The 22,284-nt window shown below is 62.6% G+C and carries 22 protein-coding genes, 1 tRNA gene and 1 pseudogene; 6 read left to right on the top strand and 18 right to left on the bottom strand.

What is annotated here, in order from left to right:
* Window positions 1–42 precede the first annotated feature (42 nt).
* The gene (tig, locus tag EN861_RS27870) at window positions 43–1,518 is read right to left on the bottom strand and encodes a trigger factor (RefSeq protein WP_127872647.1); all 1,476 of its coding nucleotides are present in this window, start codon (window positions 1,516–1,518) and stop codon (window positions 43–45) included.
* Between the two features lie 359 nt (window positions 1,519–1,877).
* Between tig and EN861_RS27865 the strand changes: the two genes are divergently transcribed.
* Window positions 1,878–1,960 (top strand) — tRNA-Leu (locus tag EN861_RS27865).
* A 110-nt stretch (window positions 1,961–2,070) separates the two neighbouring features.
* Here EN861_RS27865 and EN861_RS27860 read toward each other — a convergent pair.
* Window positions 2,071–2,652, bottom strand: coding sequence for a GDYXXLXY domain-containing protein (locus EN861_RS27860; protein ID WP_135866850.1), 582 nt, complete (start codon window positions 2,650–2,652; stop codon window positions 2,071–2,073).
* Window positions 2,649–3,767 (bottom strand): DUF2157 domain-containing protein, encoded by a 1,119-nt coding sequence (locus EN861_RS27855; protein ID WP_135866848.1) that lies wholly within the window; start codon window positions 3,765–3,767, stop codon window positions 2,649–2,651. The genes EN861_RS27860 and EN861_RS27855 overlap by 4 nt, the downstream gene beginning before the upstream one ends.
* A 234-nt stretch (window positions 3,768–4,001) precedes the next feature.
* Here EN861_RS27855 and EN861_RS27850 point away from each other — a divergent pair, with 234 nt between their 5' ends.
* The 3 genes from EN861_RS27850 (at window position 4,002) to trmFO (ending at window position 6,312) form a co-directional block, all read left to right on the top strand.
* A complete protein-coding gene (locus EN861_RS27850) occupies window positions 4,002–4,142 on the top strand; it encodes a DUF1127 domain-containing protein (protein ID WP_013531315.1) in 141 nt (46 codons plus the stop codon).
* Between the two features lie 49 nt (window positions 4,143–4,191).
* Complete coding sequence (locus EN861_RS27845; protein WP_013895120.1) at window positions 4,192–4,332, top strand: DUF1127 domain-containing protein; 141 nt, start codon at window positions 4,192–4,194, stop codon at window positions 4,330–4,332.
* Between the two features lie 567 nt (window positions 4,333–4,899).
* On the top strand, window positions 4,900–6,312 hold the full coding sequence (trmFO, locus tag EN861_RS27840) for a methylenetetrahydrofolate--tRNA-(uracil(54)-C(5))-methyltransferase (FADH(2)-oxidizing) TrmFO (RefSeq protein ID WP_135866845.1): 1,413 nt from the start codon (window positions 4,900–4,902) through the stop codon (window positions 6,310–6,312).
* A 29-nt stretch (window positions 6,313–6,341) separates the two neighbouring features.
* On the opposite strand, the pseudogene EN861_RS27835 reads toward trmFO, so the two are convergent.
* The 5 genes and pseudogenes from EN861_RS27835 to yajC all read right to left on the bottom strand — a co-directional run.
* Window positions 6,342–6,650: pseudogene (locus tag EN861_RS27835) on the bottom strand (sterol desaturase family protein); the annotation flags it as partial.
* A 130-nt stretch (window positions 6,651–6,780) separates the two neighbouring features.
* On the bottom strand, window positions 6,781–7,629 hold the full coding sequence (locus EN861_RS27830; protein WP_189343749.1) for a phytoene/squalene synthase family protein: 849 nt from the start codon (window positions 7,627–7,629) through the stop codon (window positions 6,781–6,783).
* Between the two features lies 1 nt (window position 7,630).
* Window positions 7,631–8,023 carry an Mth938-like domain-containing protein gene (locus EN861_RS27825; protein WP_127872650.1) on the bottom strand — a complete coding sequence of 131 codons (393 nt, stop codon included), beginning with the start codon at window positions 8,021–8,023 and terminating at the stop codon, window positions 7,631–7,633.
* 26 nt (window positions 8,024–8,049) lie between these two features.
* Window positions 8,050–10,599 carry a protein translocase subunit SecDF gene (secDF, locus tag EN861_RS27820; RefSeq protein WP_135866843.1) on the bottom strand — a complete coding sequence of 850 codons (2,550 nt, stop codon included), beginning with the start codon at window positions 10,597–10,599 and terminating at the stop codon, window positions 8,050–8,052.
* Window positions 10,600–10,650: 51 nt separating this feature from the next.
* Window positions 10,651–10,992, bottom strand: coding sequence for a preprotein translocase subunit YajC (gene yajC / locus EN861_RS27815; protein ID WP_010909882.1), 342 nt, complete (start codon window positions 10,990–10,992; stop codon window positions 10,651–10,653).
* Between the two features lie 289 nt (window positions 10,993–11,281).
* On the opposite strand from yajC, the gene EN861_RS27810 reads away from it, so the two are divergent.
* Entirely contained in the window at window positions 11,282–12,172 is an 891-nt protein-coding gene (locus EN861_RS27810; protein ID WP_127872652.1) for an ATP-binding protein, read from the top strand.
* Between the two features lie 28 nt (window positions 12,173–12,200).
* On the opposite strand, the gene EN861_RS27805 is transcribed toward EN861_RS27810, so the two are convergent.
* Window positions 12,201–13,022 carry an AraC family transcriptional regulator gene (locus EN861_RS27805; RefSeq protein WP_135866841.1) on the bottom strand — a complete coding sequence of 274 codons (822 nt, stop codon included), beginning with the start codon at window positions 13,020–13,022 and terminating at the stop codon, window positions 12,201–12,203.
* Window positions 13,023–13,135: 113 nt separating this feature from the next.
* Here EN861_RS27805 and EN861_RS27800 point away from each other — a divergent pair, with 113 nt between their 5' ends.
* Window positions 13,136–14,026: an NAD-dependent epimerase/dehydratase family protein gene (locus tag EN861_RS27800; protein ID WP_135866839.1), complete on the top strand. Its 891-nt coding sequence runs from the start codon at window positions 13,136–13,138 to the stop codon at window positions 14,024–14,026.
* 112 nt (window positions 14,027–14,138) lie between these two features.
* Here the strand turns inward: EN861_RS27800 and EN861_RS27795 are convergent, their stop codons facing one another.
* The 9 genes from EN861_RS27795 to EN861_RS27755 all read right to left on the bottom strand — a co-directional run bounded on the left by EN861_RS27795 (window position 14,139) and on the right by EN861_RS27755 (window position 22,258).
* The gene (locus EN861_RS27795; protein WP_135866837.1) at window positions 14,139–15,686 is read right to left on the bottom strand and encodes a peptidoglycan DD-metalloendopeptidase family protein; all 1,548 of its coding nucleotides are present in this window, start codon (window positions 15,684–15,686) and stop codon (window positions 14,139–14,141) included.
* Between the two features lie 166 nt (window positions 15,687–15,852).
* A complete protein-coding gene (locus tag EN861_RS27790; RefSeq protein ID WP_127872656.1) occupies window positions 15,853–16,512 on the bottom strand; it encodes a protein-L-isoaspartate(D-aspartate) O-methyltransferase in 660 nt (219 codons plus the stop codon).
* Window positions 16,509–17,267, bottom strand: coding sequence for a 5'/3'-nucleotidase SurE (gene surE / locus EN861_RS27785; RefSeq protein ID WP_127281111.1), 759 nt, complete (start codon window positions 17,265–17,267; stop codon window positions 16,509–16,511). The genes EN861_RS27790 and surE overlap by 4 nt, the downstream gene beginning before the upstream one ends.
* Entirely contained in the window at window positions 17,267–18,571 is a 1,305-nt protein-coding gene (serS, locus tag EN861_RS27780) for a serine--tRNA ligase (protein WP_135866835.1), read from the bottom strand. The genes surE and serS overlap by 1 nt, the downstream gene beginning before the upstream one ends.
* A 99-nt stretch (window positions 18,572–18,670) precedes the next feature.
* Window positions 18,671–19,546, bottom strand: a complete 876-nt coding sequence (gene tatC, locus EN861_RS27775; RefSeq protein WP_127872658.1) for a twin-arginine translocase subunit TatC — start codon at window positions 19,544–19,546, stop codon at window positions 18,671–18,673.
* Complete coding sequence (tatB, locus tag EN861_RS27770) at window positions 19,543–20,259, bottom strand: Sec-independent protein translocase protein TatB (RefSeq protein ID WP_135866833.1); 717 nt, start codon at window positions 20,257–20,259, stop codon at window positions 19,543–19,545. The genes tatC and tatB overlap by 4 nt, the downstream gene beginning before the upstream one ends.
* A 30-nt stretch (window positions 20,260–20,289) precedes the next feature.
* Window positions 20,290–20,511 (bottom strand): twin-arginine translocase TatA/TatE family subunit, encoded by a 222-nt coding sequence (locus EN861_RS27765; RefSeq protein ID WP_015317533.1) that lies wholly within the window; start codon window positions 20,509–20,511, stop codon window positions 20,290–20,292.
* 179 nt (window positions 20,512–20,690) lie between these two features.
* Window positions 20,691–21,458, bottom strand: a complete 768-nt coding sequence (gene scpB / locus EN861_RS27760) for an SMC-Scp complex subunit ScpB (protein ID WP_127280243.1) — start codon at window positions 21,456–21,458, stop codon at window positions 20,691–20,693.
* Complete coding sequence (locus EN861_RS27755; protein ID WP_127280245.1) at window positions 21,455–22,258, bottom strand: ScpA family protein; 804 nt, start codon at window positions 22,256–22,258, stop codon at window positions 21,455–21,457. The genes scpB and EN861_RS27755 overlap by 4 nt, the downstream gene beginning before the upstream one ends.
* Window positions 22,259–22,284 lie beyond the last annotated feature (26 nt).

Here is a 22,284-nt window from a genome sequence, read left to right as displayed (position 1 = left end):
CCGCCCGGAGGCGGCCTTTCGGAATTCGTTGGAATGTCCGGTCTATTCGGCGTCCTTGGCCGCCTTTTTCTTCGGTGCGGCCTTCTTCTTCGGCTCTTCCGCGTCGTCGGCTTTCTTGTCGTCAGCCTTCTTCGCGGCGGCCTTCTTGGCCGGCTTCGCCTTGGTCGCGGTTTCGGCCTCCTCGTCGTCGGCCATCAGCTCTTCCTTGCTGACCTTGACGTCGGTGACCGAGATCTGTTCGAGCAGGTGGTCGACAACCTTCTCCTCGAACATCGGCGCCCTGAGCGCGTTGAGCGCCTCGGGGTTGCTGCGATAGAACTCGAAAGCTTCCTGCTGCTGGTTGGCCGGGAAGCGACGAACCTGCTCGAACAGGCCGCGCTGCAGTTCCTCATCCGACACGGTGACGCCGGCCTTCTCGCCGATCTCGGCCAGCACCAGGCCAAGGCGCACGCGGCGCTCGGCAAGACGCATGTACTCGGCGCGCGCCTCTTCCTCGGTCGTCTCTTCGTCGGCGAAGGTGCGGCCGGCGGCTTCCAGGTCGCGGTTGACCTGTGCCCAGATGTTGTTGAATTCCGCCTCGACGAGCTTCGACGGTGCTTCGAACGAATAGGCCGCATCAAGCTGATCGAGCAGCTGGCGCTTGACCTTCTGGCGCGTCATCGAGCCGAACTGGTTCTCGATCTGGCCGCGCACGATGTCACGTAGGCGCTCGAGCGACTCCAGGCCAAGATTCTTGGCGGTCTCGTCATTGATTTCCAGTTCGCCGGGCTTCGACACTTCCTTGACGGTGACGTCGAAGGTCGCTTCCTTGCCGGCCAGATGCGCCGCCTGGTAGTTTTCCGGGAAGGTTACGGTGACCTGCTTCTCGTCGCCGGCCTTGGTGCCAATCAGCTGTTCCTCGAAGCCCGGAATGAACTCCTTGGAGCCCAGCACCAGCGGCTGGTCGTTGCCGGCGCCGCCGGCGAAAGCCTCGCCGTCGATCTTGCCGACATAGTCGATGCTGACCCGGTCGCCCTCGGCGGCCTTGCCGGCCTTCGGCTCGTAGCTGCGTGCCGATTCCGCGACGCGCTTGACCTGGTCGTCGATTTCCGAATCGGGAACGTCGAACACCTGCCGCGTCACCTTGATGTCGGAGAAATCCTTGATCTCTATCGCCGGAATGACCTCATAGTTGAGGCGGAATTCGAAGTCGGCGCCGCCGGCCAGGATCTTCTCGGCTTCCTTCTCGTCCTCGGTCATGATGACCTCGGGCTGCATGGCGGCTTTTTCGCCGCGCCCGGTGATGATGGAACGGGTCGAGTCGTTGAGGATCTCGTTGACCACTTCGGCCATGAACGACTTGCCATAGACCTTGCGCAGGTGCTGCACCGGCACCTTGCCCGGACGGAAGCCGTTGATGCGGACCTTGTCGCGGGCATCCGACAGCCGGGCCATCAGCTTGGCTTCCATATCACCGGCCGGCACGGTGATCTTGATCTCGCGCTTGAGACCGGAATTGAGTGTTTCGGTGACCTGCATCGTAAAACCTTTGTTTTCACCAATGAGACTGCCAAACGGCTCCCTGCCGTTCACAGCCTGCCGGTAATTCTTGCCGGGAATGGCTTTTGGTACGGAACCTGGCGATTTGACCGGAAATGCGGCTCAAACTCTCCCAAACTGCGTTCCAAAATGTGAATAAGTTCTTGTTTTTCCTACTTCTTATCACATTCTGCAGAAGCGGATCGTCGCGTCCCGTCACATTTGACACGCCTTTTGTCACAGGCGAGCCTAATTTTCAACAGTCTTCGCGTTTAGGCGAATAACCACATTTCGGTCCTGACCCGACATGTTGTCTCCGACATTGACAGAATGATGGCTACATGGGATTGCCGGGCCACGCGGGTATGGCGGAACTGGTAGACGCACCAGATTTAGGTTCTGGCGAGAGATCGTGGGGGTTCGAGTCCCTCTACCCGCACCACCCTTCGCTCTTCGAACTTTGGGTGGCAGGCCACACGAAGCTCGTTAGACGAAGGAGTGTCCTCCGAAGCCTTGGCGAACGAGGACCGGCGTTATCGTGCCTCCCACGACCTAGTAAAGCGGCTCCTCGAACAGCGTCTTGTCGCCATCCACCAGCGCCTTGATCTGCGCCGTGCCATCGGCGGCGAGCGCCAGCTTGATCCCGAATGGCCGCACCCGCATGTCGGTCTGGATCGCCAGTCCCTCGCCTTCGGGCAGATAAAAGCGTTCGATGCCGTAATCCGGCGCGATTGTCATGCCTTCGCCACGCAGGTCCCAACCGGCGGCGACATGGCCCGAAATGTCGGCCTCCTCCGCGGCGGCCGGCGTCGGCGCCTTGCCGAACCAGGCGATGGTCGGTGTCCAGTAGCCATCGGCGCCCTTTTTCAGCCGGACCACGATCGAGGTATCGTCGCTGGAGAATTTGTCGGCCGGAATGTTGGCGATCATCTTCACCGGTATGCGCGAGATGTCGTAGCCGAGGATGATATAGTCGCCGCGCAGCAGATCGCGTGGGTCGACGGGCTCGATCTTCAGCAGCACTTCCTTGCCATTGCGCAGGATCGCCGCCCCAGCGATGATCCAGCTCAGGAATCCGATCTGGACGAGCGCCAGCACCAGCGCCGAGATGACAAGCCTCTTTCCGGTCATCATGCCGTGGCTCCCCCGCTGACTGGACCCTTCATGCGTTTTTCGACGCGGATGATGACGATCGCAAGCACGCCGAGCAGTACCGCGGCAGCAAGGAAGAAGCCGGCCGTATCGAGCATCGACTGCAAGGTCACGACGTAGATGATGGCGAGTTCGAAGGCGAAACCGAGATAGGCAAGCCAGCGCAGGCCCCGGCTCTCGCGCCCTGCGAGCACGATAGCCGCGACGATGCCGGCCAGCGCGACGACCGAAGCGATGGCGAAGCCGCTGTTGTAGGTACTTTCGTCGGCCAGTTCGAACTGGATGATGGCCAGGCCGGTGAGGAAGCCGAGCAATGCGTGCAGCGGCAAGCGGCCGCCGAGCTGCACGATCCTGTCGACAGGTTCCGGCGCAAAGACCGAACCCGCGAAAAGCAGCGCCGAAACGATGACCTGCGGGATCGCTACCGGCAGCGTCGCATGATCCATCGCCAGCAATATGAGATAGAAGAGCAGCGACAGGATGATCAGGTGCCGCGCCGGCTGGCTGCGGGTCCAGAACGAGATGGCAAACAGCACGATCGCCATGACGACGAAGGCATGCGGAAAGCCGCTGCGGCTGTAATAATCGAACCCTTTCAGGAACAGCCAGGCGTCGGCGATGCCAACTGCTGCCACGGTCAGCGGGTTTGAGCGCAGCGCCACCGCCGCCAACGCCGTGCCGGCGCCCCAGGTGACCAGAGCCGAAGCCTCGTCGCCAGACAAATGGTACATCTGGCCGATCAGCGCGATCGAGCCGCCGAACGCGGCCGCCGCCACGATCCACAGCGCTTCGCCGATTGCCGCGTGGTCGCGCGTCTTCAGCACCGCGCCGCCGACATAGCCGCCGAGGATAATGGCAAAGAGCGCCGCCACTCGCGCCAGGCGCGGAATCGCATCCCAGTTGGCGGCGACGAAGATCAGGATGGCGGCTCCAAAGAGAAGGGCCGCCATCATTGCGAGGATCGAGCCGAAGCTGAGCGACTGGCGTGCGTTGGCCTCGACGTCGCGCCTCAGCACGTCGGCCGTCGAGGCGTCGATCAGTCCTGCCTGCCGCCACCGCTCGATGTCGGCCCTGATCCGTGTCGAGTACCCCGCCATGTCCTCTCTCCCCACCCGGTCGTCATTTTAACCGACGCACCCAAACCGTTGACGTCACGGCACTTTCTGATTCTGGCTTCTTTGTGTCAGGTCCGTGAAGGCGCGTTAATGTTGCATTGCACAATTTGCATTGCTGCCATGCAGCCATAGCGCTTTTAAATCGATATGGGTCCCCCTACTTATGGTTCGTACACAAACGGAATGATCCGCAAGAAAGACGAAACGAGAACTACCATGAACTTGATCCGCAACTACCGCAACTGGCGCCGCTACCGGGACACCGTTTCCGAGCTGAGCCGCCTGAGCAACCGTGAACTGACCGACCTCGGCATCAGCCGCAGCGACATTCCTTACGTCGCTCGCAAGGCGGTCTAATTCTTCGGACCGCGAATGGTCCGAACCAGTTTTGAAAAAGAGAACGACAATGAACCTGATCCGCAACTATCGTAACTGGCGCGTTTATCGCGAGACGGTTACCGAGCTGGGTCGCCTTTCGAACCGCCAGCTGCATGATCTCGGTATCGTCCGCGACGAAATCAAGATCGTCGCCCGCAGGGCGATCTAACAGAATTTCGCTGAGGTCGACCTCCTCCCCGACCTCAAGCGAATACGGTCAGCCCTTACCTCCTCCCAAGGGTTGACCACCAAAACGGCGCCCGCCGCACCTCCTCCCGCGGCGGGCGTTGTTTCCCCGGGGCAAAACGAATTTGCCCCAGAGGCTTCGCCCCTCTTTAAAGTTGCGAAAAGAATTTCGTCAAAGCCGACCTCCTCCCCGGCGATGACGAATAGGCCCAACCTTCACCTCCTCCCGAGGGTTGGCCACCCAAACGGCGCCCGCCGCACCTCCTCCCGCGGCGGGCGTTGTTTCCCCGGGGCAAACGAATTTTGCCCCAGAGGTTTCGCCCTCTTTAAAAAATGCGAAAGGAATTTCGTCTGAGCCGACCTCCTCCCCGGCGATGACGAATACGGTCGATCTTCACCTCCTCCCGAGGGTCGACCCCCAAAACGACACCCGCCGGACCTCCTCCCTCGGCGGGTGTTGTTGTTTTCAGAAGAGGCTTTCCCGACCAGCGTTTGCGTTACCGCCGCGCGACAATTGCAATCGCGGCTGCAAGCGATTATTCCGGCGGCCATGAGCAAAAATCCAATCCATATCATCGGCGGCGGCCTCGCCGGTTCCGAAGCGGCATGGCAGGTGGCGCAAGCCGGCGTGCCCGTCATGCTGCATGAAATGCGCCCGGTTCGCGGCACCGACGCCCACAAGACAGGCGGCCTGGCCGAACTGGTCTGTTCCAATTCCTTCCGCTCCGACGATGCCGAAAACAACGCCGTTGGCCTTCTGCACGCCGAAATGCGGCTGGCGGGCTCCTTGATCATGAGTGCCGGCGACGCCAACCAGGTGCCGGCCGGGGGCGCGCTGGCCGTCGACCGCGACGGTTTCTCCGAGGCGGTGACCAAAAAGCTCGAGGCGCATCCGCTGATCACGATACAGCGTGAGGAAGTGCCAGGGCTGCCGCCGGCGGAGTGGGACCAGGCGATCATCGCCACCGGGCCGCTGACCGCACCGTCGCTTGCCCAATCAATCGCCGAGGCGACCGGCGCCGATGCGCTGGCCTTCTTCGACGCCATCGCGCCGATCATCCATTTCGACACGATCGATATGGATACCTGCTGGTTCCAGTCACGCTACGACAAGGTCGGGCCTGGCGGCACCGGCAAGGACTACATCAACTGTCCGATGGACAAGGACCAATATCTCGCCTTCGTACAGGCGCTGATCGACGGCCAGAAGACCGAATTCAAGCAGTGGGAAGGCACGCCCTATTTCGACGGCTGCCTGCCGATCGAGATCATGGCCGAGCGCGGCGTCGAAACGCTGCGCTACGGACCGATGAAGCCGATGGGCTTGACCAACGCGCACAATCCGACCGTGAAGGCCTATGCCGTGGTGCAGTTGCGCCAGGACAATGCGCTGGGCACGCTCTACAATATGGTCGGCTTCCAGACCAAGCTGAAGCACGCCGAGCAGGTGCGTATTTTCCGCACTATTCCGGGCCTGGAAAACGCCGACTTCGCCCGCCTCGGCGGCCTGCACCGCAACACCTACATCAATTCTCCGACCTTGCTCGACGCCTCGCTGCAGCTAAAGTCGCGGCCCGGCCTGCGTTTTGCCGGCCAGATCACCGGCTGCGAAGGCTATGTCGAAAGTGCAGCCATCGGCCTGCTCGCCGGGCGCTTTGCCGCAGCCGAGCGGCTTGGCCACGCACCGTCCCTGCCGCCGCTCACCACCGCCTTCGGCGCGCTGCTCAACCACATCACCGGCGGCCACATCGTTTCCGACGACGAGCCCGGGAAAAGATCCTTCCAGCCGATGAACGTCAATTTCGGCCTGTTCCCGCCCGTCGAAGCGCCGAAGACCGAAGGCAAGCGCATGCGCGGCAAGGACAAAACCGTGGCCAAACGGCATGCGATCACGTCGCGAGCGCGGAGTGACTGTCGACAGTGGCTGGGTTTGCCGGCGGAGACGGCTCAGGCGGCGGAGTAGCGGACAGCCCGATCAGTCCTCAGGCGATATTATTCCGCGGCCTCGACACCTGCCGACGGCAGTCCGGGCTTGCCCGCCTCCCCCGGATTTCTCCGCAGATACGCTGCCTTCAGCGTCTCCGACGTGTCGCGCGAACCGTCATGGCTCCATCCCGGCGGCTTGATCAGGTAGTTCAGGCGCTCGCGCGGCGTCAGATCGGGTGCGAAGGCGTCCCTGAACATGCCGATCCATTCGTGGAACGCCACCTTCAGCGGGTTGAAGGTGCCCAGGTTCTTGACGATCCCATAGCGCGGCCGATCTTCTTCCAGCTCCTCGACGAAGGTGCCGAACATGCGGTCCCGACAGCGCCATGCCGAGCACGACGATCGCAACCAGTACGGACAAGCTCATGGATTTCCTCCCGGCCGGCCCGTCGTCTTCGGCGACAGTTCTCGGCAGGCGGACTCCTTAACACGATTGACGTTTACGTCAAAGTGCTGGCCAACCCTTGCCTGCACGACGCAGCAGCAACCAATGCCGGCGCAACGCCGACAGCCGTGCCACGCCGCCGAGCGGTGAGTGGCGCGAGCCTTCCATCTTGGCGAGATAGGCGCGTGACAGCGCCAGCGGCAGGAATGCCGAACGCAACGACCCCGGCAGCGCCGCAGCGCCTTGCTCGAAGGCCGACAGGTGTTCGCGCGCCAGCGCGATCATCGCCGCCACCGCGCGCCGGGCACCAGGCCCGCCGTCGCCGGCAACAAATTCTTCCGGCGACGAGCCCGCCGCCGCCAGGATGTCGGCCGGGATAAAACACTGTCCACGCCTGCGGTGCAGCGGCAACAGAAGCAAAAGCCCCGTAATCGCCTGCGCACAACCCGCCCTACCCGCCAGTTCGGCAAACCCTGGCGCGTCGGCGGGATCGAGTACCATCGCCGCGAGTTGGATGAGGGCGGCCGCCGTCTCGCCGCAATAGCCCTCCAGATCGGTGCGCGATGGCATCGGGTCGTCGTAGAGATCGAAGATGCGCGCCTCGAGCATGTTCTCGAAGGCCAGTTTTGGCAGCTTGAATGCTGTAATGGTGAGGTTCAAGGCGTCGGCAACGGGATGGCCCGCGCCCGCCTCACCGCCGGCGGCAATGACATCGCGCCACCATTGCAGCCGCACCTCGCCGGGTAACGGCTCATGGATGCGGTCACGGATGCCGGCGATCTCGGCATTGAAGGCGTAGAGCGAAAACAGCGCGTCGCGCTTGTCGGCAGGCGCGTAGAGCGCGGTGAGATACCTGTCATGGTCGGCGGCGCGCACCGCGTCCATGACGATTTTGGCGTTCTGCAACATATCAATCGACGGCGATGAGCGCCGCGGCCACGGCGCGGTCTTCCGCCAGAAGGACATTGTAGGTCCGGACCGCGGCCCCGGTCGACATCGGGTCGGACGTTATGCCGGCCTCTTTCAGCGCCGCCCGCAGCGCCGCCGGCAAGGGCCGCAAATCCCTGCCCATGCCGACCAGCAGGATCTCGACCTTGTCGGCTTCCGCCAGAAGCTTGTCGAAATCCGCGACGGTCAGCGCCAGGGGATTTGCCGGCTCCCAGCCATGGATGCCCGTGGGCAAGCAGAGCAGCGAGCCGCGATGCGACATGTCGGCAAAGCGAAACCCGCCATTGCCATAGGCCTCGATCGGCGCGCGGCCGGGGAAATGCGCCTCGCGGATGACGATGCCTTTGCCGGTCACCACTCTGTCACCCTTCGGGCCGCGCGTCAGGTCGCGACGGCCTTGCCGCCGTTCACCGGCTTTTCCTCATCGGCCGAAGCCTGCGGCCGCAGCTTGAACAGGATCAGCAACGGCGCCGCGATGAAGATCGACGAATAGGTACCGAACACGACGCCGAACAGCATCGCCAAGGTAAAGGAGCGGATCACTTCGCCGCCAAACAACACCAGCGCCAGCAGCGCCAAGCTGGTCGTCACCGACGTCAGCGTCGTTCTCGACAGCGTCTCGTTGATGGCGTTGTTCAGCAGCTGCGGTAGAGGCATTCGCTTGTATTTTCGCAGATCCTCACGGACGCGGTCATAGACGACGATCGTGTCGTTCAGCGAATAGCCGATGATGGTCAGGATCGCCGCCAACGACGACTGGTTGAACTCGAGCCCGGAGATGACGAAGAAGCCGAGCGTCATGACCACGTCGTGCACCGTCGCGATGATGGCGCCGACCGCGAACTGCCATTCGAAGCGGAACCAGACGTAGACCAGGATGCCGAGCAGCGCGACGATCATGGCGATGGTGCCTTGCTTGGCCAGTTCACCGGAAACCGTCGGTCCCACCACTTCGACGCGGCGGAAATCATACTGGTCCTGCAGCTCGCCGCGGACCTTGTCGATGACCGTCTGCTCGGCATTTTCGCCGCCATCCTGCGTGCCGACGCGGATCAGCACGTCGTTCGGCGCGCCGAACTGCTGAACCTGCACTTCGCCGATGTTGAGTTCCGACAGCCTACCGCGAATGTCGGCAAGATTGGCATCACCGGTCTTGGACTGAACCTCGATCAGCGAACCACCCTTGAAATCGATGCCGTAATTGATGCCGACACTCATGAACGCTACCACGGACAGTATCGACAATGCGCTCGACAGCGCGAACGTCCACCGACGGATGCCCATGAACGGAATTTTCGTGCCGGGCGGTACGAAGGTTATCGGTGCGCGTGGCAACTCCTTCGGGCGGGCACGGCGCAGCCAGATCGACACCAGCAAGCGGGTGAAGGTGAAAGCGGTGAAGACCGTGGTCAGGATGCCGATGGCGTAAGTGATGGCAAAGCCCTTCACCGGTCCGGTACCGAGATAGAACAGCACCACTGTCGCAATCAGCGACGTGACGTTGGAATCGACGATGGTCGCCAGCGCCTTCGAGAAGCCGGTGTCGATCGCCTGGATCACCGAGCGGCCGGCTCGTCGCTCCTCGCGGATACGCTCGTAGATCAGCACGTTGGAATCGACCGCCATGCCGATGGTCAGCACGATACCGGCGATACCGGGCAAAGTCAGCGTCGCGCCAAGCAGCGACAGCAGCCCGACGATCATCGCCACGTGCACCGCCAGCGCGATGTTGGCGAGGAAGCCGAGGAAGCCGTAGGCGACGAACATGAACGCCACGACGAGGATCGAACCGATGATGCCGGCGACCTTGCCGGCATGGATCGAATCCTGGCCCAGGCCCGGACCGACGGTGCGTTCCTCGATGACGGTCAATGTCGCGGGCAGCGCGCCGGCGCGCAGCAGCACGGCGAGGTCGTTGGCGCTCTGGGCAGTGAAATTACCGGAGATCTGGCCGGTACCGCCAAGGATCGGCTCGCGAATCTGCGGCGCCGAGATCACCTGGTTGTCGAGGATGATGGCGAACAGCTTGCCGACATTCTGCGCGGTGGCCTGGCCGAAGCGGGCAGCGCCCTTCGAATCGAAGCGGAACGAAACCACCGGCTCGTTGTTCTGCGAATTGTATGTCGCCTGTGCGTCGACGAGGTTTTCACCCGATACGATGACGCGGTTCTCGATCAGGTATGGAACCGGCGGATCGTCCTGCGAATAGAGCACCGAAGAACCGGCCGGCGGGCGTCCCCTGAGCGCATCCTGCACCGGCATCGACTGGTCGACCATCTGGAAGGTCAGCTTCGCGGTCTGGCCGAGGATTTCCTTCAGCCGCTGCGGATCCTGCAGGCCGGGCACCTGGACAAGGATGCGGTCGTCGCCCTGCCGCTGCACGATGGGCTCGGTCGTGCCGAGTTCGTTGACGCGGCGCTCGACCACTTCGATCGACTGCGCCAATGCGGTCGATGTGCGATACTTGATACCGGCGTCGGTGACGGTGAACTTGAGCAGCCCCGGCTCGGAATCGTCGAGCGACATTTCCTGGATGGAGCCGCCTGTGAACAAGCCGGCTGCGACAGGATCGGTCAAGCTCTTCAACGCCTTCTTGGCGGCATCGAGCTGAGCGGGATCGGTGATGCGGACCTGCAGGGTCTTGCCGGTACCGGCAAGACCCGTATAGCCGATCTTGGCATCGCGCAGCAGTGTGCGGATTTCATCGCGCGTCGTCTCGAGCCGATCCTTGATCAGATCGTTCTGGTTCATCTCCAGCAGGATGTGCGAGCCGCCCTGGAGATCGAGGCCGAGCGTCATCTGCCGCTTCGGCACCCAGCTGGGGAGCTGGGCCAGCGTGCTGGCGGGGAACAGATTCGGCGCGGCGAGGACCACTGTGGCGGCCACGGCCAGCCAGATCAGGATCATCTTGAAGCGCGAGAAATAAAGCATATGGCGTCGTCCGTCAGAGCGTGTCCGCGGATCGCTCCGCCTGGAATTTGGTTATTTCTTGGCGTTCTGGTTGGCGACCGGTTCGCCCTTGACGCGCACGTCGGCAATCGTCGAGCGCAGCGCCGTCACCTTGGTGCCGCCACCAAGGTCGATCTCGAGTTCGTTGTCGTCGATCACCTTCGTCACCTTGCCGACGAAACCGCCGCCGGTGACGACCGTGTCGCCGCGGCGAACCGCCGCCAGCATCTCGCCGCGCTTCTTCAGCTGCGTGCGCTGCGGGCGGATGATCAGAAAATACATGATCACGAAAATCAGGACAAACGGCAAAATGCTGATGAACATATCGGGAGAGGCGCCGCCGATGCCTTGGGCGTATGCCGGTGTCACGAACATCGAGGTACTCCTGAATTTTGAAAACAGCCGCCAAACCGTCTTGTGGAATTTGGCGGCCCCTAGAAATTTGGCCGGAATATAGTCGGTAAAGTTGTCAATGCAACTGCGCGACCGGGCAAATCCGCCGCTTTTCCGGCCTGTTTAGCCGTGTTAGAGCAGGATCGCGAAAAGCGCGAGCCGGTTTTCGGAAAAGATCACGTTCGAACAAATGGTTGCAACCGGTTTCGAAACCGCCGGTATCGAACCGGGTCCGCCTGCCACTGCAAAAACCAAAGCAAAAAGACCTGATATGACCGATACCAGCATCGATGCCTTGAACCAGAAACTCGACCGCCTGATCGAAGCGGTCGGCCGCCTCGCTCCGCCGCCGGTCCCTGAAACCGACCTCGACGTGGCCGACTGCTTCGTCTGGCAGGCCGATCCCGGCTATCTGGAGCCGGTGCGCAAGGTCAATCGCGTCGACATCGGCCTGATCCGCGGCGTCGACCGCGTCCGCGACATCCTCGTCGACAACACCGAGCGCTTCGCCGCCGGCTTCGCCGCCAATAACGTCCTGTTGTGGGGCGCGCGCGGCATGGGCAAATCGTCGCTGGTCAAGGCCGTGCATGCCGAGATCAATGCCAAGGCCAAATCACAAAAGCCCAAGTCCGACCTGCCGCTCAAGCTGATCGAAATCCACCGCGAGGACATCGACACGCTGCCGAAGCTGATGAGCTTGCTGAAGGCGGCCCCTTTCCGCGTCATCCTGTTTTGCGACGACCTGTCCTTCGATCATGATGATACGTCCTACAAGTCGCTGAAGGCGGCGCTTGAAGGTGGCGTCGAGGGACGCCCGGCCAACGTCATCTTCTACGCCACATCGAACCGCCGTCACCTGTTGCCGCGCGACATGATCGACAATGAGCGCTCGACCGCCATCAACCCGTCCGAAGCGGTCGAGGAAAAGGTCTCGCTATCCGACCGTTTCGGCCTCTGGCTCGGCTTCCACAAATGTTCGCAGGACGAATATCTCGACATGGTCAACGGCTATGCCAGCCATCATGGCCTGGATATAGACCCCGAGCAGTTGCGGGCGGAGGCTCTCGAATGGGCAACGACGCGCGGCAGCCGCTCCGGCCGCGTCGCCTGGCAGTTCACGCAGGATCTGGCCGGCCGGCTTGGCAAGCCGTTGAAGGATTGATGCGTTTGATCGCGTCGCGGGCGCAACGTCATCCGGGCGGTTGAGCCCGTCGCAGATCGCCCGGCGTTTGGCCGATCTCGCGGCGCATCCAGTGCGCCAGGTGTGACTGGTTCGCGAAGCCGGTCAATTCCGCCACTTCGCTTGTGCTGAGATCGCCTCGCAACAGCAGAACGCGTGCGCGTTCGACGCGACGTCGCAACACGTAGCGGTGCAGGGTGACGCCCGTCGCCACCTTGAACCATGTCCGCAAATGCGAGCTGCTCGCGCCGGCAACCCGGCTTAGTCGATGGGTCGAAAGCGGCTCGTGGAGAGCCGCCTCGATGTACTCCAGCACGCGTTTCAGCTGGGTATCCGACAAACGGTTCGTTCGACCGATATCAGGTTCGCCGAGGCCAAGCAGCCTCACCGCCAGTGCGGCGCCAATGCTGTCGGCAAACAAAGGGTCACTCGGCGAGTTCGACTTCAATTCGCTCTCGAGCGCCCGGGCGAGATGTTCGATGCGCTGGTCACGAAGCAGGTGACGCGTGTCGAACCGCACTGCTTGTGCCTTGCCGCCAAGTTCCGCCGCCACCCTTTCCATCAGCGCCGGCTGCAACGCAATCTCTATCGTGTCGAACGGGGTTTCGGCCTCGAAGCCGCCTTCCTGGCCGGCCGGCACCAAGTCGATATCACCAGCGCGCCTGACGAAATATCGTCCGACCTGATTGCAGTAGGAACGCGTCGCCGCGCTGGCATGCACCATGATGCGATGGTGTGGCGCCCGGGACAGACGATGGACGCCAGCTTCGACATGCCGGGAGGCCATTGTTACGTCGGACGCGGCTTGGGCCGAAGCGTATTGCGAACGCATGCTCTCTCGATTCATGGCAAAACCTGTTCAAGATTTGGCAATTCCCGCGCGATTTTCAATGCCGTGGACCTGTACTCACGCCTCTCCATCAAACCTGGAAGAGAGGCTATGCCATGAGTTTCTATGTTGTTGTCGGAGCCGGCCCGGTCGGTCGCGAAACCGCTCGCCTTCTTGGCGAGGAAGGACATGACGTCGTTCTCACCAGCCGAAGCGTCGGTTCGAACGGATTGCGGAATGTGCGGGCCGTACAAGCCGACGCCACCGATGCCTCGGACCTCGCGCGTGTCTGCCAAGGCGCCGATGCCATCTTCATGTGTGCCATGGCCACCTATCACAGGTGGCCGACCGACTTCTTCCCCATCATCGACGGTACCGTGCGCGCGGCCGAAACGGTGGGCGCCAAGCTCATCGTACTGGGAAACCTGTATGGCTATGGGGAAAATGCCGACAGCCCGCTTCGCTCCGACCTTTCCCTGGACCCGACTTCGAAGAAAGGAACCGCCAGGACGATCATGTGGCAGCGGGCGGTTCGGGCCAATGTACCGGCGATCGAAGTGCGGTCGAGCGACTATCTCGGACATGGCGCCATCAGCTACTTCTCGCTTGTTGCGCTGCCTTCCATCATCGAGGGGAAACCCACCGCTTTCATTGGAAACCTCGATGCGACGCATGCCTGGGCCTTCACCAAGGACGTCGCCAGGACGCTTGTCGCGGCCTCCCGCTACACGGGCGAATGGGGGCGCGCGTTTCACGTTCCCTCGCAATACGCCTCACCCAGGGAGCTCATCCAGAAAACCGCTGCGATGCTTCGGCGAGAGATTTCAGAAACGCGTTCCTATTCCATCGCCGAGATGGAGGCATTGGGCATGCATGAGCTGATCGAGATGAGTTATCTTTTTGAGAACCCCTTATTGGTGGATTCTTCCGACGCGGAGGTCCTTCTCGGCATCAAGGCCAGCAGCCTCGAGGTCATGATCGCCGACACCCTGCGCGATCACCTTTGAGCCTTGAGCAACAGGCATCCGACAAAACTGAAAAAGCCCGCTCCTTTCGGGGCGGGCCTGAGCCGGCGGGCTGGACTGGAGGTCAGGCGGCCCGCAAATCGCTTTTTTTATTCTATTCGAGATAACCTGACGGGTCGACCGGAGCCGAGTTCTTGCGCACTTCGAAGTGCAGCTTCGGCGAGTCCGTCGTGCCGCTCATGCCGGACAGGGCAATTTCCTGGCCGCGCTTGACCTTCTGGCCGCGCTGCACCTCGATCGAGCTGGCGTGGCCATAGACGGTGACCAGACCATTCTCGTGGCGCACCAGCACCGTGTTGCCGAATTCCTTGAGCCCATCGCCGGCATAGATGACGACGCCGTTCTCGGCCGCCTTGACCGGCGTGCCTGACGGCACGGCGATGTCGACGCCGTCCTTGCCGGATCCGAAACCGGAAATCACCCGGCCGCGAACCGGCCAGCGCATCTTGCCGATCCCCGTGGCACCCGGCGCCACCGCGTCGTCGTCCTCAGCCTGCTGGATGACCTTCGCGTCCTTCTTCGGCGGCGTGTAGGAAGCCAGCGTTTCCGACGGCGTGGCCTTTGCCGCGGGCTGCGTGGTGGCCGTGGTCACCGGATCGATCTTGGCCGGCTTGGCGCTGGCGACTGTCGCCGTTCCGCCGGCCGGCACCTTCAGCGTCTGGCCAATCTTCAACAAGCCATCCTTCATGCCATTGGCCTGCTTCAGCGCGACGACGCCGACACCGGTCTTCCTGGCGATCGAGGACATCGTGTCGCCCGACTGAACCGTGTAGGTACCGGCGGCGCCGGTTGCCTTGGCCGCCTGCGCCGGCTTGGGCTCCTTGGGCAGGCTCGCGGCGGCCGACGCATCGACCTGAGCGGCGGACTTGCCTTCCTTCAGCTTCGGTTGCTGCGGCAGCACGGCCACCTTGTCCGGCGCGGAAGCCGGGAGATCGTGCTTGCCGTCCTTCGCCGGCCCATCCTTCAACTGCTTTGCGTCGGCAACCTTCGGCTCGCTTTTGCTTGAATAGGCATAGGCCGGGATGACGATCTTCTGACCGGACTTCAGCCCCTTGGTCGGGCTCAGGCCATTCACCTTCATGATGACATCGGCCGGCACCTTGTAATGCGTCGCCAGGCCGGAAATGGTCTCGCCGTCCCTGACGACGATTTCGGTGGCGTGCGGCGTGCCTGCCTGGGCCATCTTCGGCTCGTCGGGCTGGGCATTCTTGAAAGGCTTCGCGGCCGGCGCGACGGTGCCGGTCGTCGTCCTGTCGACGTGAGGAGCGGGCCGAACCAGGGCCGGCGCCGATGCGACACGCACCGGATTGGCGGCAGGCGCGAGCGCTGGAGCCGGCTGCGCCTGCGCGGAAGCCGGCGGCGGCAATGGCCGGCTCGAAACCGGTTCGAGACTGGAGCGGCTCACCGACTGCGTGTGGGTGCCGTCGAGCGGAGCAGCCGAGACATCGCCCGGATAGGGCTGCGCCGCATCCTGTTTGTTGATGATGGCGCGCTGGTTGTTCGTCGAGGAGGTAAAGACGTCATCGACACTGTTGAACCGCGAAGCCTGGGAACTGCATCCGGCCGCCGCGCCCGCAATCATCAGAACAGCGCAGCCCCGCGCCAGATTGCGACTATTTGCCTTCAAAACACTGAGTTGCATCGCACTAACCCGCACAAAACGCTGCACCAACTGGACAGGATTAAAGCGCGTTAATGTTACTGGGCGGTTAACCCATTAGAATCCGACGAAAATTTTCTTAAAACATTTGAGGATGGTCAGCGATACGGATAGCTGGGCCGAAATGAGATCCGCAGCCTGTCCGAAACTAGATAACCGCTGCCATGCTGCGCAGGATTGGTTGCAGCCGCACCATGCCGATATCCTCGCGTTCGAAACGGCTGCCGACCTTGGTGAGCTTGGCCAGCACCTGCTCGCCCTCTTCCGGCCCAATCGGCGCGATGACGATGCCGCCGCTCGACAACTGGTCGAGCAGGAAGCGCGGCAGGCTGTCGAATGCCGCCCAGGCCACGATGCGGTCGAACGGCCCTTCATTGGGCAATCCGTTGGAGCCATCGGCCTGGCGCACGATGGCATTGCCGATGCCGAGCGCCTCGAAACGCTGCCGGGCTTGCTCGACCAGCGTCTTGTAGCGATCGACGGTCACAATGCGCGCCGCCAGCCGCGACATGACAGCCGATGTGTAGCCGGAACCGGTGCCGATCTCGAGCACACGGTTTCCCGTTTCGATGGCGAGTGCGGCGATCACCGCCGCCTGCATGTCGGCGCCTTCGATCGCTTCGCCGCATTCGATCGGCAGCATGCGATCCGACCAGGCGATCTGGTGGAACTGCGCCGCCAGGAAACCGCGCCGCGGTGTCGCTTCGAAAGCCGCGATCAGTGCCTTCGGCACCGTTCCCCTGCCGCGCAGGCGCAGCAGGAAAGCGGCAAATCCTTCGCGATCATCGATTGGAAAGCCTTGGTTCATGCAAGCGCCTTGCTCAGCTGGTCACGGATCTCATGCGCGGTAAGGTCAAGCTGCAACGGCGTTACCGACACCAGCCGGTTGCGCAAGGCAAAGAGGTCGGTGCCTTGCTTGCCTTCGACCGGCTCGCGGCCGAAGCGAAGCCAATAGTAAGGCAGGCCGCGCCCGTCTCGGCGCTCGTCGACCCACAGGCTGTGCACCAGCTTGCCCTGCGTGGTGACCACTGTGCCGGCCACCTCCTCGGGAAGGCAGTTGGGGAAATTGACGTTGAGCAGGACGCCGTCGGGCAATGGCGTCGCGACGAGCTTCTTCAGCAGCGCCGGCGCCAGCGCCTCGGTGGTCTCGTAAGGGACGACCCGGTCCTCGCCGACATAGCTGTAGCCCTGGCTGAGCGCGATCGACCTGATGCCGAGCAGCGCGCCCTCCATGGCGCCGGCGACGGTGCCGGAATAGGTCACGTCGTCGGCGATGTTGGCGCCCGAATTGATGCCGGACAGGATCAGGTCGGGTGCACCGGGCAGGATCTTCTTGACGCCCATGATGACGCAATCGGTCGGGGTGCCGCGCACGGCAAAATGCTTCTCGCCGATTTTTCGCAACCGCAGCGGCTCCGAAATCGACAGCGAATGCGCGTAGCCCGATTGGTCCTGTTCGGGCGCCACCACCCAGACATCGTCGGACAGTGTGCGGGCGACGCGCTCGAGCGACGCCAGGCCCTCGGCATGAATGCCGTCGTCATTGGTCAGAAGAATGCGCATTATTTCGATTCGATCTTTTCCAGACCGCCCATGTAAGGCCGCAGCACTTCAGGAATGGTTACGCTGCCATCCTCATTCTGGTAGTTTTCGATGACAGCAATAAGCGCGCGGCCGACAGCGGTGCCCGAACCGTTGAGCGTATGGACGAAACGGTTGCCCTTGCCATCCTTGTCCTTGTAGCGGGCGTCCATGCGGCGCGCCTGGAAATCGCCGCAGACCGAGCAGGACGAGATTTCGCGATAGGCGTTCTGGCCGGGCAGCCAGACCTCGATGTCATAGGTCTTGCGGGCGCCAAAACCCATGTCGCCAGTGCACAGCACCATGGTACGGAACGGCAGCTCGAGCCGCTTCAGGACCTCCTCGGCGCATTGCGTCATCCGCTCGTGCTCGGCGAGCGAGGAGTCCTGGTCGGTGATCGACACCAGCTCGACCTTATAGAACTGATGCTGACGAAGCATGCCGCGCGTATCGCGTCCCGCCGAGCCTGCCTCCGAACGGAAGCAGGGCGTCAGCGCGGTGTAGCGCAGCGGCAGCTTTTCGTGCGCCGTGATTTCCTCACGCACGAGGTTGGTGAGTGGCACTTCGGCGGTTGGGATCAGGCCAAGCCTGCCCTCCCCGTGTGGCGTGAAGAACAGATCCTCCTCGAACTTCGGCAACTGGTTGGTGCCGAACAGAACGTCGTCCTTCACCATCAACGGCGGGATGATCTCCTCATAGCCGTGTTCGGTCGTGTGGAGGTCGAGCATGAACTGGCCTATCGCGCGCTCCATCCGCGCCAGGCCGCCCTTCAGCACGGTGAAACGCGAGCCAGACAGCTTTGCCGCGCGCTCGAAATCCATCATGCCGAGCGCTTCGCCGATCTCGAAATGCTCCTTCACCCAGTTCGGCCGCGTCGGCACCTTGCCGACGATATGCCTGACGACATTGTCGTGCTCGTCCTTGCCGACCGGAACGTCGTCGAGCGGCACATTGGGCAGCACCGCCAGCGCGTCGTTCAGCGCCTTGTCGAGCTCTCGCTCGCGCGCCTCGCCATTCTGGATAAAGGTCTTGATCTCGCCGACTTCGGCCTTGAGCTTTTCGGCAAGGGCAGCATCGCCCGAACGCATGGCATTGCCGATCTCCTTCGAGGCGGCGTTGCGGCGCTCCTGCTTGGTCTGCAGTTCGGTGACGTGCTCGCGCCGCGCCTCGTCCTTGGCGATCAGCCCGTCGACCGTGGATTGCGCCTCAGCCGACGGCCACGAGCGCTTGGTGAGCGCCTCGACGAGAGCCTTCGGGTTGTCGCGAATCCATTTGATGTCAAGCATGGTTATCCGTCCTCAAACTAGGCAGGAGGGCGTAAACCGCATCCTCGATCGATGCAAGATGAGGCGGGGCGGCGGTTGTCGTTTTCCGCCGCTGGCGTCTTACGAGGCAGCCGGCGCCGGAGGCTCGTCCGGCGCCTTGTCCGCCACGGTCTCGCCGGCTTCCTGCTTCTCGCGCGCCAGCCGCTGTTTTTCCTGATCCCGCTCGATCCATCGCGCGGCCCAGATGGAGACCTCGTAGAGAACGATGGTCGGAATGGCCAGGCCGATCTGGCTCATCGGATCCGGAGGTGTCAGCACCGCGGCCACGATGAAGGCGATGACGATCGCCCATTTGCGTTTTTCCGCCAGCGCCTTGGACGACAGCATGCCGACACGCGTCATCAGGCTGGTCACCACCGGCAACTGGAACACCAGGCCGAAGGAGAAGATCAGCGTCATGATCAGGCTGAGATATTCCGACACTTTCGGCAGCAGGGAAATCTGTACCTGGTCGTCCGTGCCTACCTGCTGCATGGCGAGGAAGAACCACATCACCATCGGCGTGAAGAAGAAATAGACCAGCGAGGCGCCCATCAGGAACAGGATGGGCGATGCGATCAGGAACGGCAGGAAGGCATTGCGCTCGTTCTTGTAGAGGCCAGGCGCGATGAATTTGTAGATCTGCGTGGCGATCAGCGGAAAGGCAATGACCATGCCGCCGAACATGGCGAGCTTGACCTGCGTGAAGAAGAATTCCTGCGGCGCGGTGTAGATCAGCTCGACCTTGTGCGGGTCGAGCCCCGCCCATTTCGTCGCCCATTTGAACGGGACGACCAGAAGGTTGAACAGCCGCTTGGCGAAGAAGAAACAGACCAGGAAAGCGACGAAGAAGCCGCCGAGCGACCAGATCAGCCGTCGGCGTAACTCGATGAGATGCTCGATCAGCGGCGCGGACGATTTCTCGATCTCGTCCTTTTCCTTGTCCGAAACGCTCACTTGGCGGCTCCAGCCGTCTTTTTGGCTCCCGGCTTCTTCGCCGGAGCAGGCTTCGGTTCGGCTTTTGCTGACGCTTTGGCAGCAGTCGCCTTGGGTGCAGGTGTCGCTTTCGCCTTCACCGCGGGTGCGGCTTTTGCCGTCACCGCCTTCGCAGATGTCGAGGCCATGGACGGCGCCTTCGCGGCCGGGGCCGCCTTGGCGGTTTTCTTGGCCGCAGCTGCCTTCGGCGCAACGGCAGGATCCGTGGATGCCGCCACAACCGATTCATCGGTCATTGCCGGGAAAATCGGGGCTGGTGTCGTGGCTTCAGGCCCGTTGACGCCAGGCATTTCAGTCGCGCCGTTCTTCAACGGCTCGGCCGCCTGTGGCGTCGAAGCGGCAGGGGCCGACGGATCGGCGGCCGGCTTCGGCTTCATCGCGGCATCGACACCGGCGCGCACATCGGCCGCCGCCTGCTCGAACGGATTGAGCTGCTTTCGGATTTCGGCAACCGGGCTCAGGCCCCTGAGCTCGTCGACCGACTTCTTCACGTCGTCGAGCTCGGCTTCCTTCAATGCCTCGTTGAACTGTTTCTGGAAGTCGGCGGCCATGGCGCGCAGCTTCGCCGTCGTGCGGCCGAAGGTGCGCAGCATGTTGGGCAAATCCTTCGGCCCGACGACCACGATCATGACGATCGCGATCACCAGCATTTCGGTCCAGCCGACTTCAAACATGGCAATCCGTTCCGACTAGAACTTCTTGGCTCAGCTCTTGCTGGCCTTTTCCTTCGCGGCCGAAACGGTCTCATCGGCACGGTGTTCGACGGTGCGCTTGTCGTCGGCAACGTCGTCGTCGGCCATGCCCTTCTTGAAGCTCTTGATGCCCTTGGCCATGTCGCCCATCAGCTCGGGAATCTTGCCGCGACCGAACACCAGAAGCACGATGACCAACACGATCATCCAGTGCCAAATCGAAAATGAACCCATAGCAAATCTCTCTCGAATGTTTTCCCTGGCGATGATCTATGCGTTTTCGCGTTGGGATTCAAACACAACCGCGACAGAGTTTATGAAAGGGTGTCGGATGTCACGCATTTTCAGCGATGCGGCCCGCTACCAAACGGCACATCTAAAGGTGCAAGACGGCTTTTGATAGGCGCTCGTGGTCAATCTTCCGTGACGCGCGGCGTCAGCAGACCGAGCTCCTCGAGATCGATGTCGGTCAGCGGATCCTCGTCCTCGGTCAGCGCGTCGGGATCGGCCGGCGGCTGCGGGATGGAGAAGTTCGACGGCATGCGGCCTGACAGCAGGCCGGCGCCCTTCAGTTCCTCCATACCCGGAAGATCGCGGATCTCTTCGAGCGCGAAATGATCGAGGAAGGTTTCGGTGGTGCCATAGGTGACGGGACGGCCGGGCGTTTTGCGCCGGCCGCGCATGCGCACCCATTCCGTCTCGAGCAGCGTATCCAGCGTCCCCTTCGAGGTCTCGACGCCTCTGATGTCCTCGATCTCGGCGCGCGTCACCGGCTGATGATAGGCAATGATCGCCAGCACCTCGAGCGCCGCCCGCGACAGCTTGCGCTGCTGCACCGTATCGCGGCTCATCAGAAAGGCGAGGTCGCCAGCGGTGCGGAACGCCCAGGCGTCGCCGACCCGGACCAGATTGACGCCGCGCCGGGCGTAGATCTGCTGCAGCTCTGTCATGGCGAGGGTAAGATTGATGCCATCGGGAAGGCGTGCGGCAAGCTGCTTTTCGCTGACGGGTTCGGCGCTGGCGAACACGATCGCCTCGGCCATGCGCACGGCTTCCGCCAGATACAGCCGCTCGGCCGGGTTCTGTACCGGATTCCCGGCCGAGGCCTGGTCGATCTCGCCGTCTTCCGACTCATCATCCATCTTGAATGGGATAACCGAAGCGTTGGCGCGTTCGCTCATGATGCCACCTCGACTGCCTTGATTGTCTGTGCGCGGTGGTCGCGCAGATAGATCGGTGCGAACACCTCGTCCTGCCGCATATCCATCTTGCGCTCGCGCACCAGTTCCAGTGTGGCCGCGAACGAACTGGCGATCGCGGTGCGCCGCTCTTGCGGGCTGGTCAGATATCGGATGAGGAAGCTGTCGAGCGTCGTCCAGTCGCGCAGCGAGCCGATCAGCCGGGTCAGGATGTCGCGAGCGTCCTTGAGTGACCAGACGCCGCGCCTGGCGATCGTCACGTTGGTGATCGCCTGCTTCTGCCGCTGCTGCGCATACGCGGTCAGGAGATCGTAAAGCGACGCCGAATAGGTGTTGCGCTTCTCGATGATGACCATTTCCGGCATGCCGCGTGCGAACACGTCGCGGCCGAGCCGGTTGCGGTTGACCAGACGCGCCGACGCATCGCGCATGGCTTCGAGCCGCTTCAGCCGGAATTGCAGCACCGCTGCGAGTTCCTCGCCGCTTTCGCCCTCTTCGCCCGGCTGCTTGGGGATCAGGAGCTTCGATTTGAGGAAGGCCAGCCACGCCGCCATCACCAGATAGTCGGCGGCAAGTTCGAGCCGCAGCGCCCGCGCCGTCTCGACAAAGGTCAAATATTGCTCGACCAGCGCCAGGATGGAAATGCGCGCCAGATCGACCTTCTGGGTGCGGGCAAGGTGCAAGAGAAGATCGAGTGGGCCTTCGAAGCCGGCCACGTCGACGACCAGCGACGGGTCGCCCGTCAGCCGTGACTCATCGTTCTCGGCCCACAGGCGGTCCATCGGTGCAGCCTTCGCGGCCTTGCTTT

This window comes from Mesorhizobium sp. M8A.F.Ca.ET.218.01.1.1 (assembly GCF_004791165.1).
In the GTDB taxonomy this organism is placed as follows: domain Bacteria; phylum Pseudomonadota; class Alphaproteobacteria; order Rhizobiales; family Rhizobiaceae; genus Mesorhizobium.
Note: the sequence above shows the minus strand (reverse complement) of the source record. Positions and strands in the feature narration are given on the sequence as shown.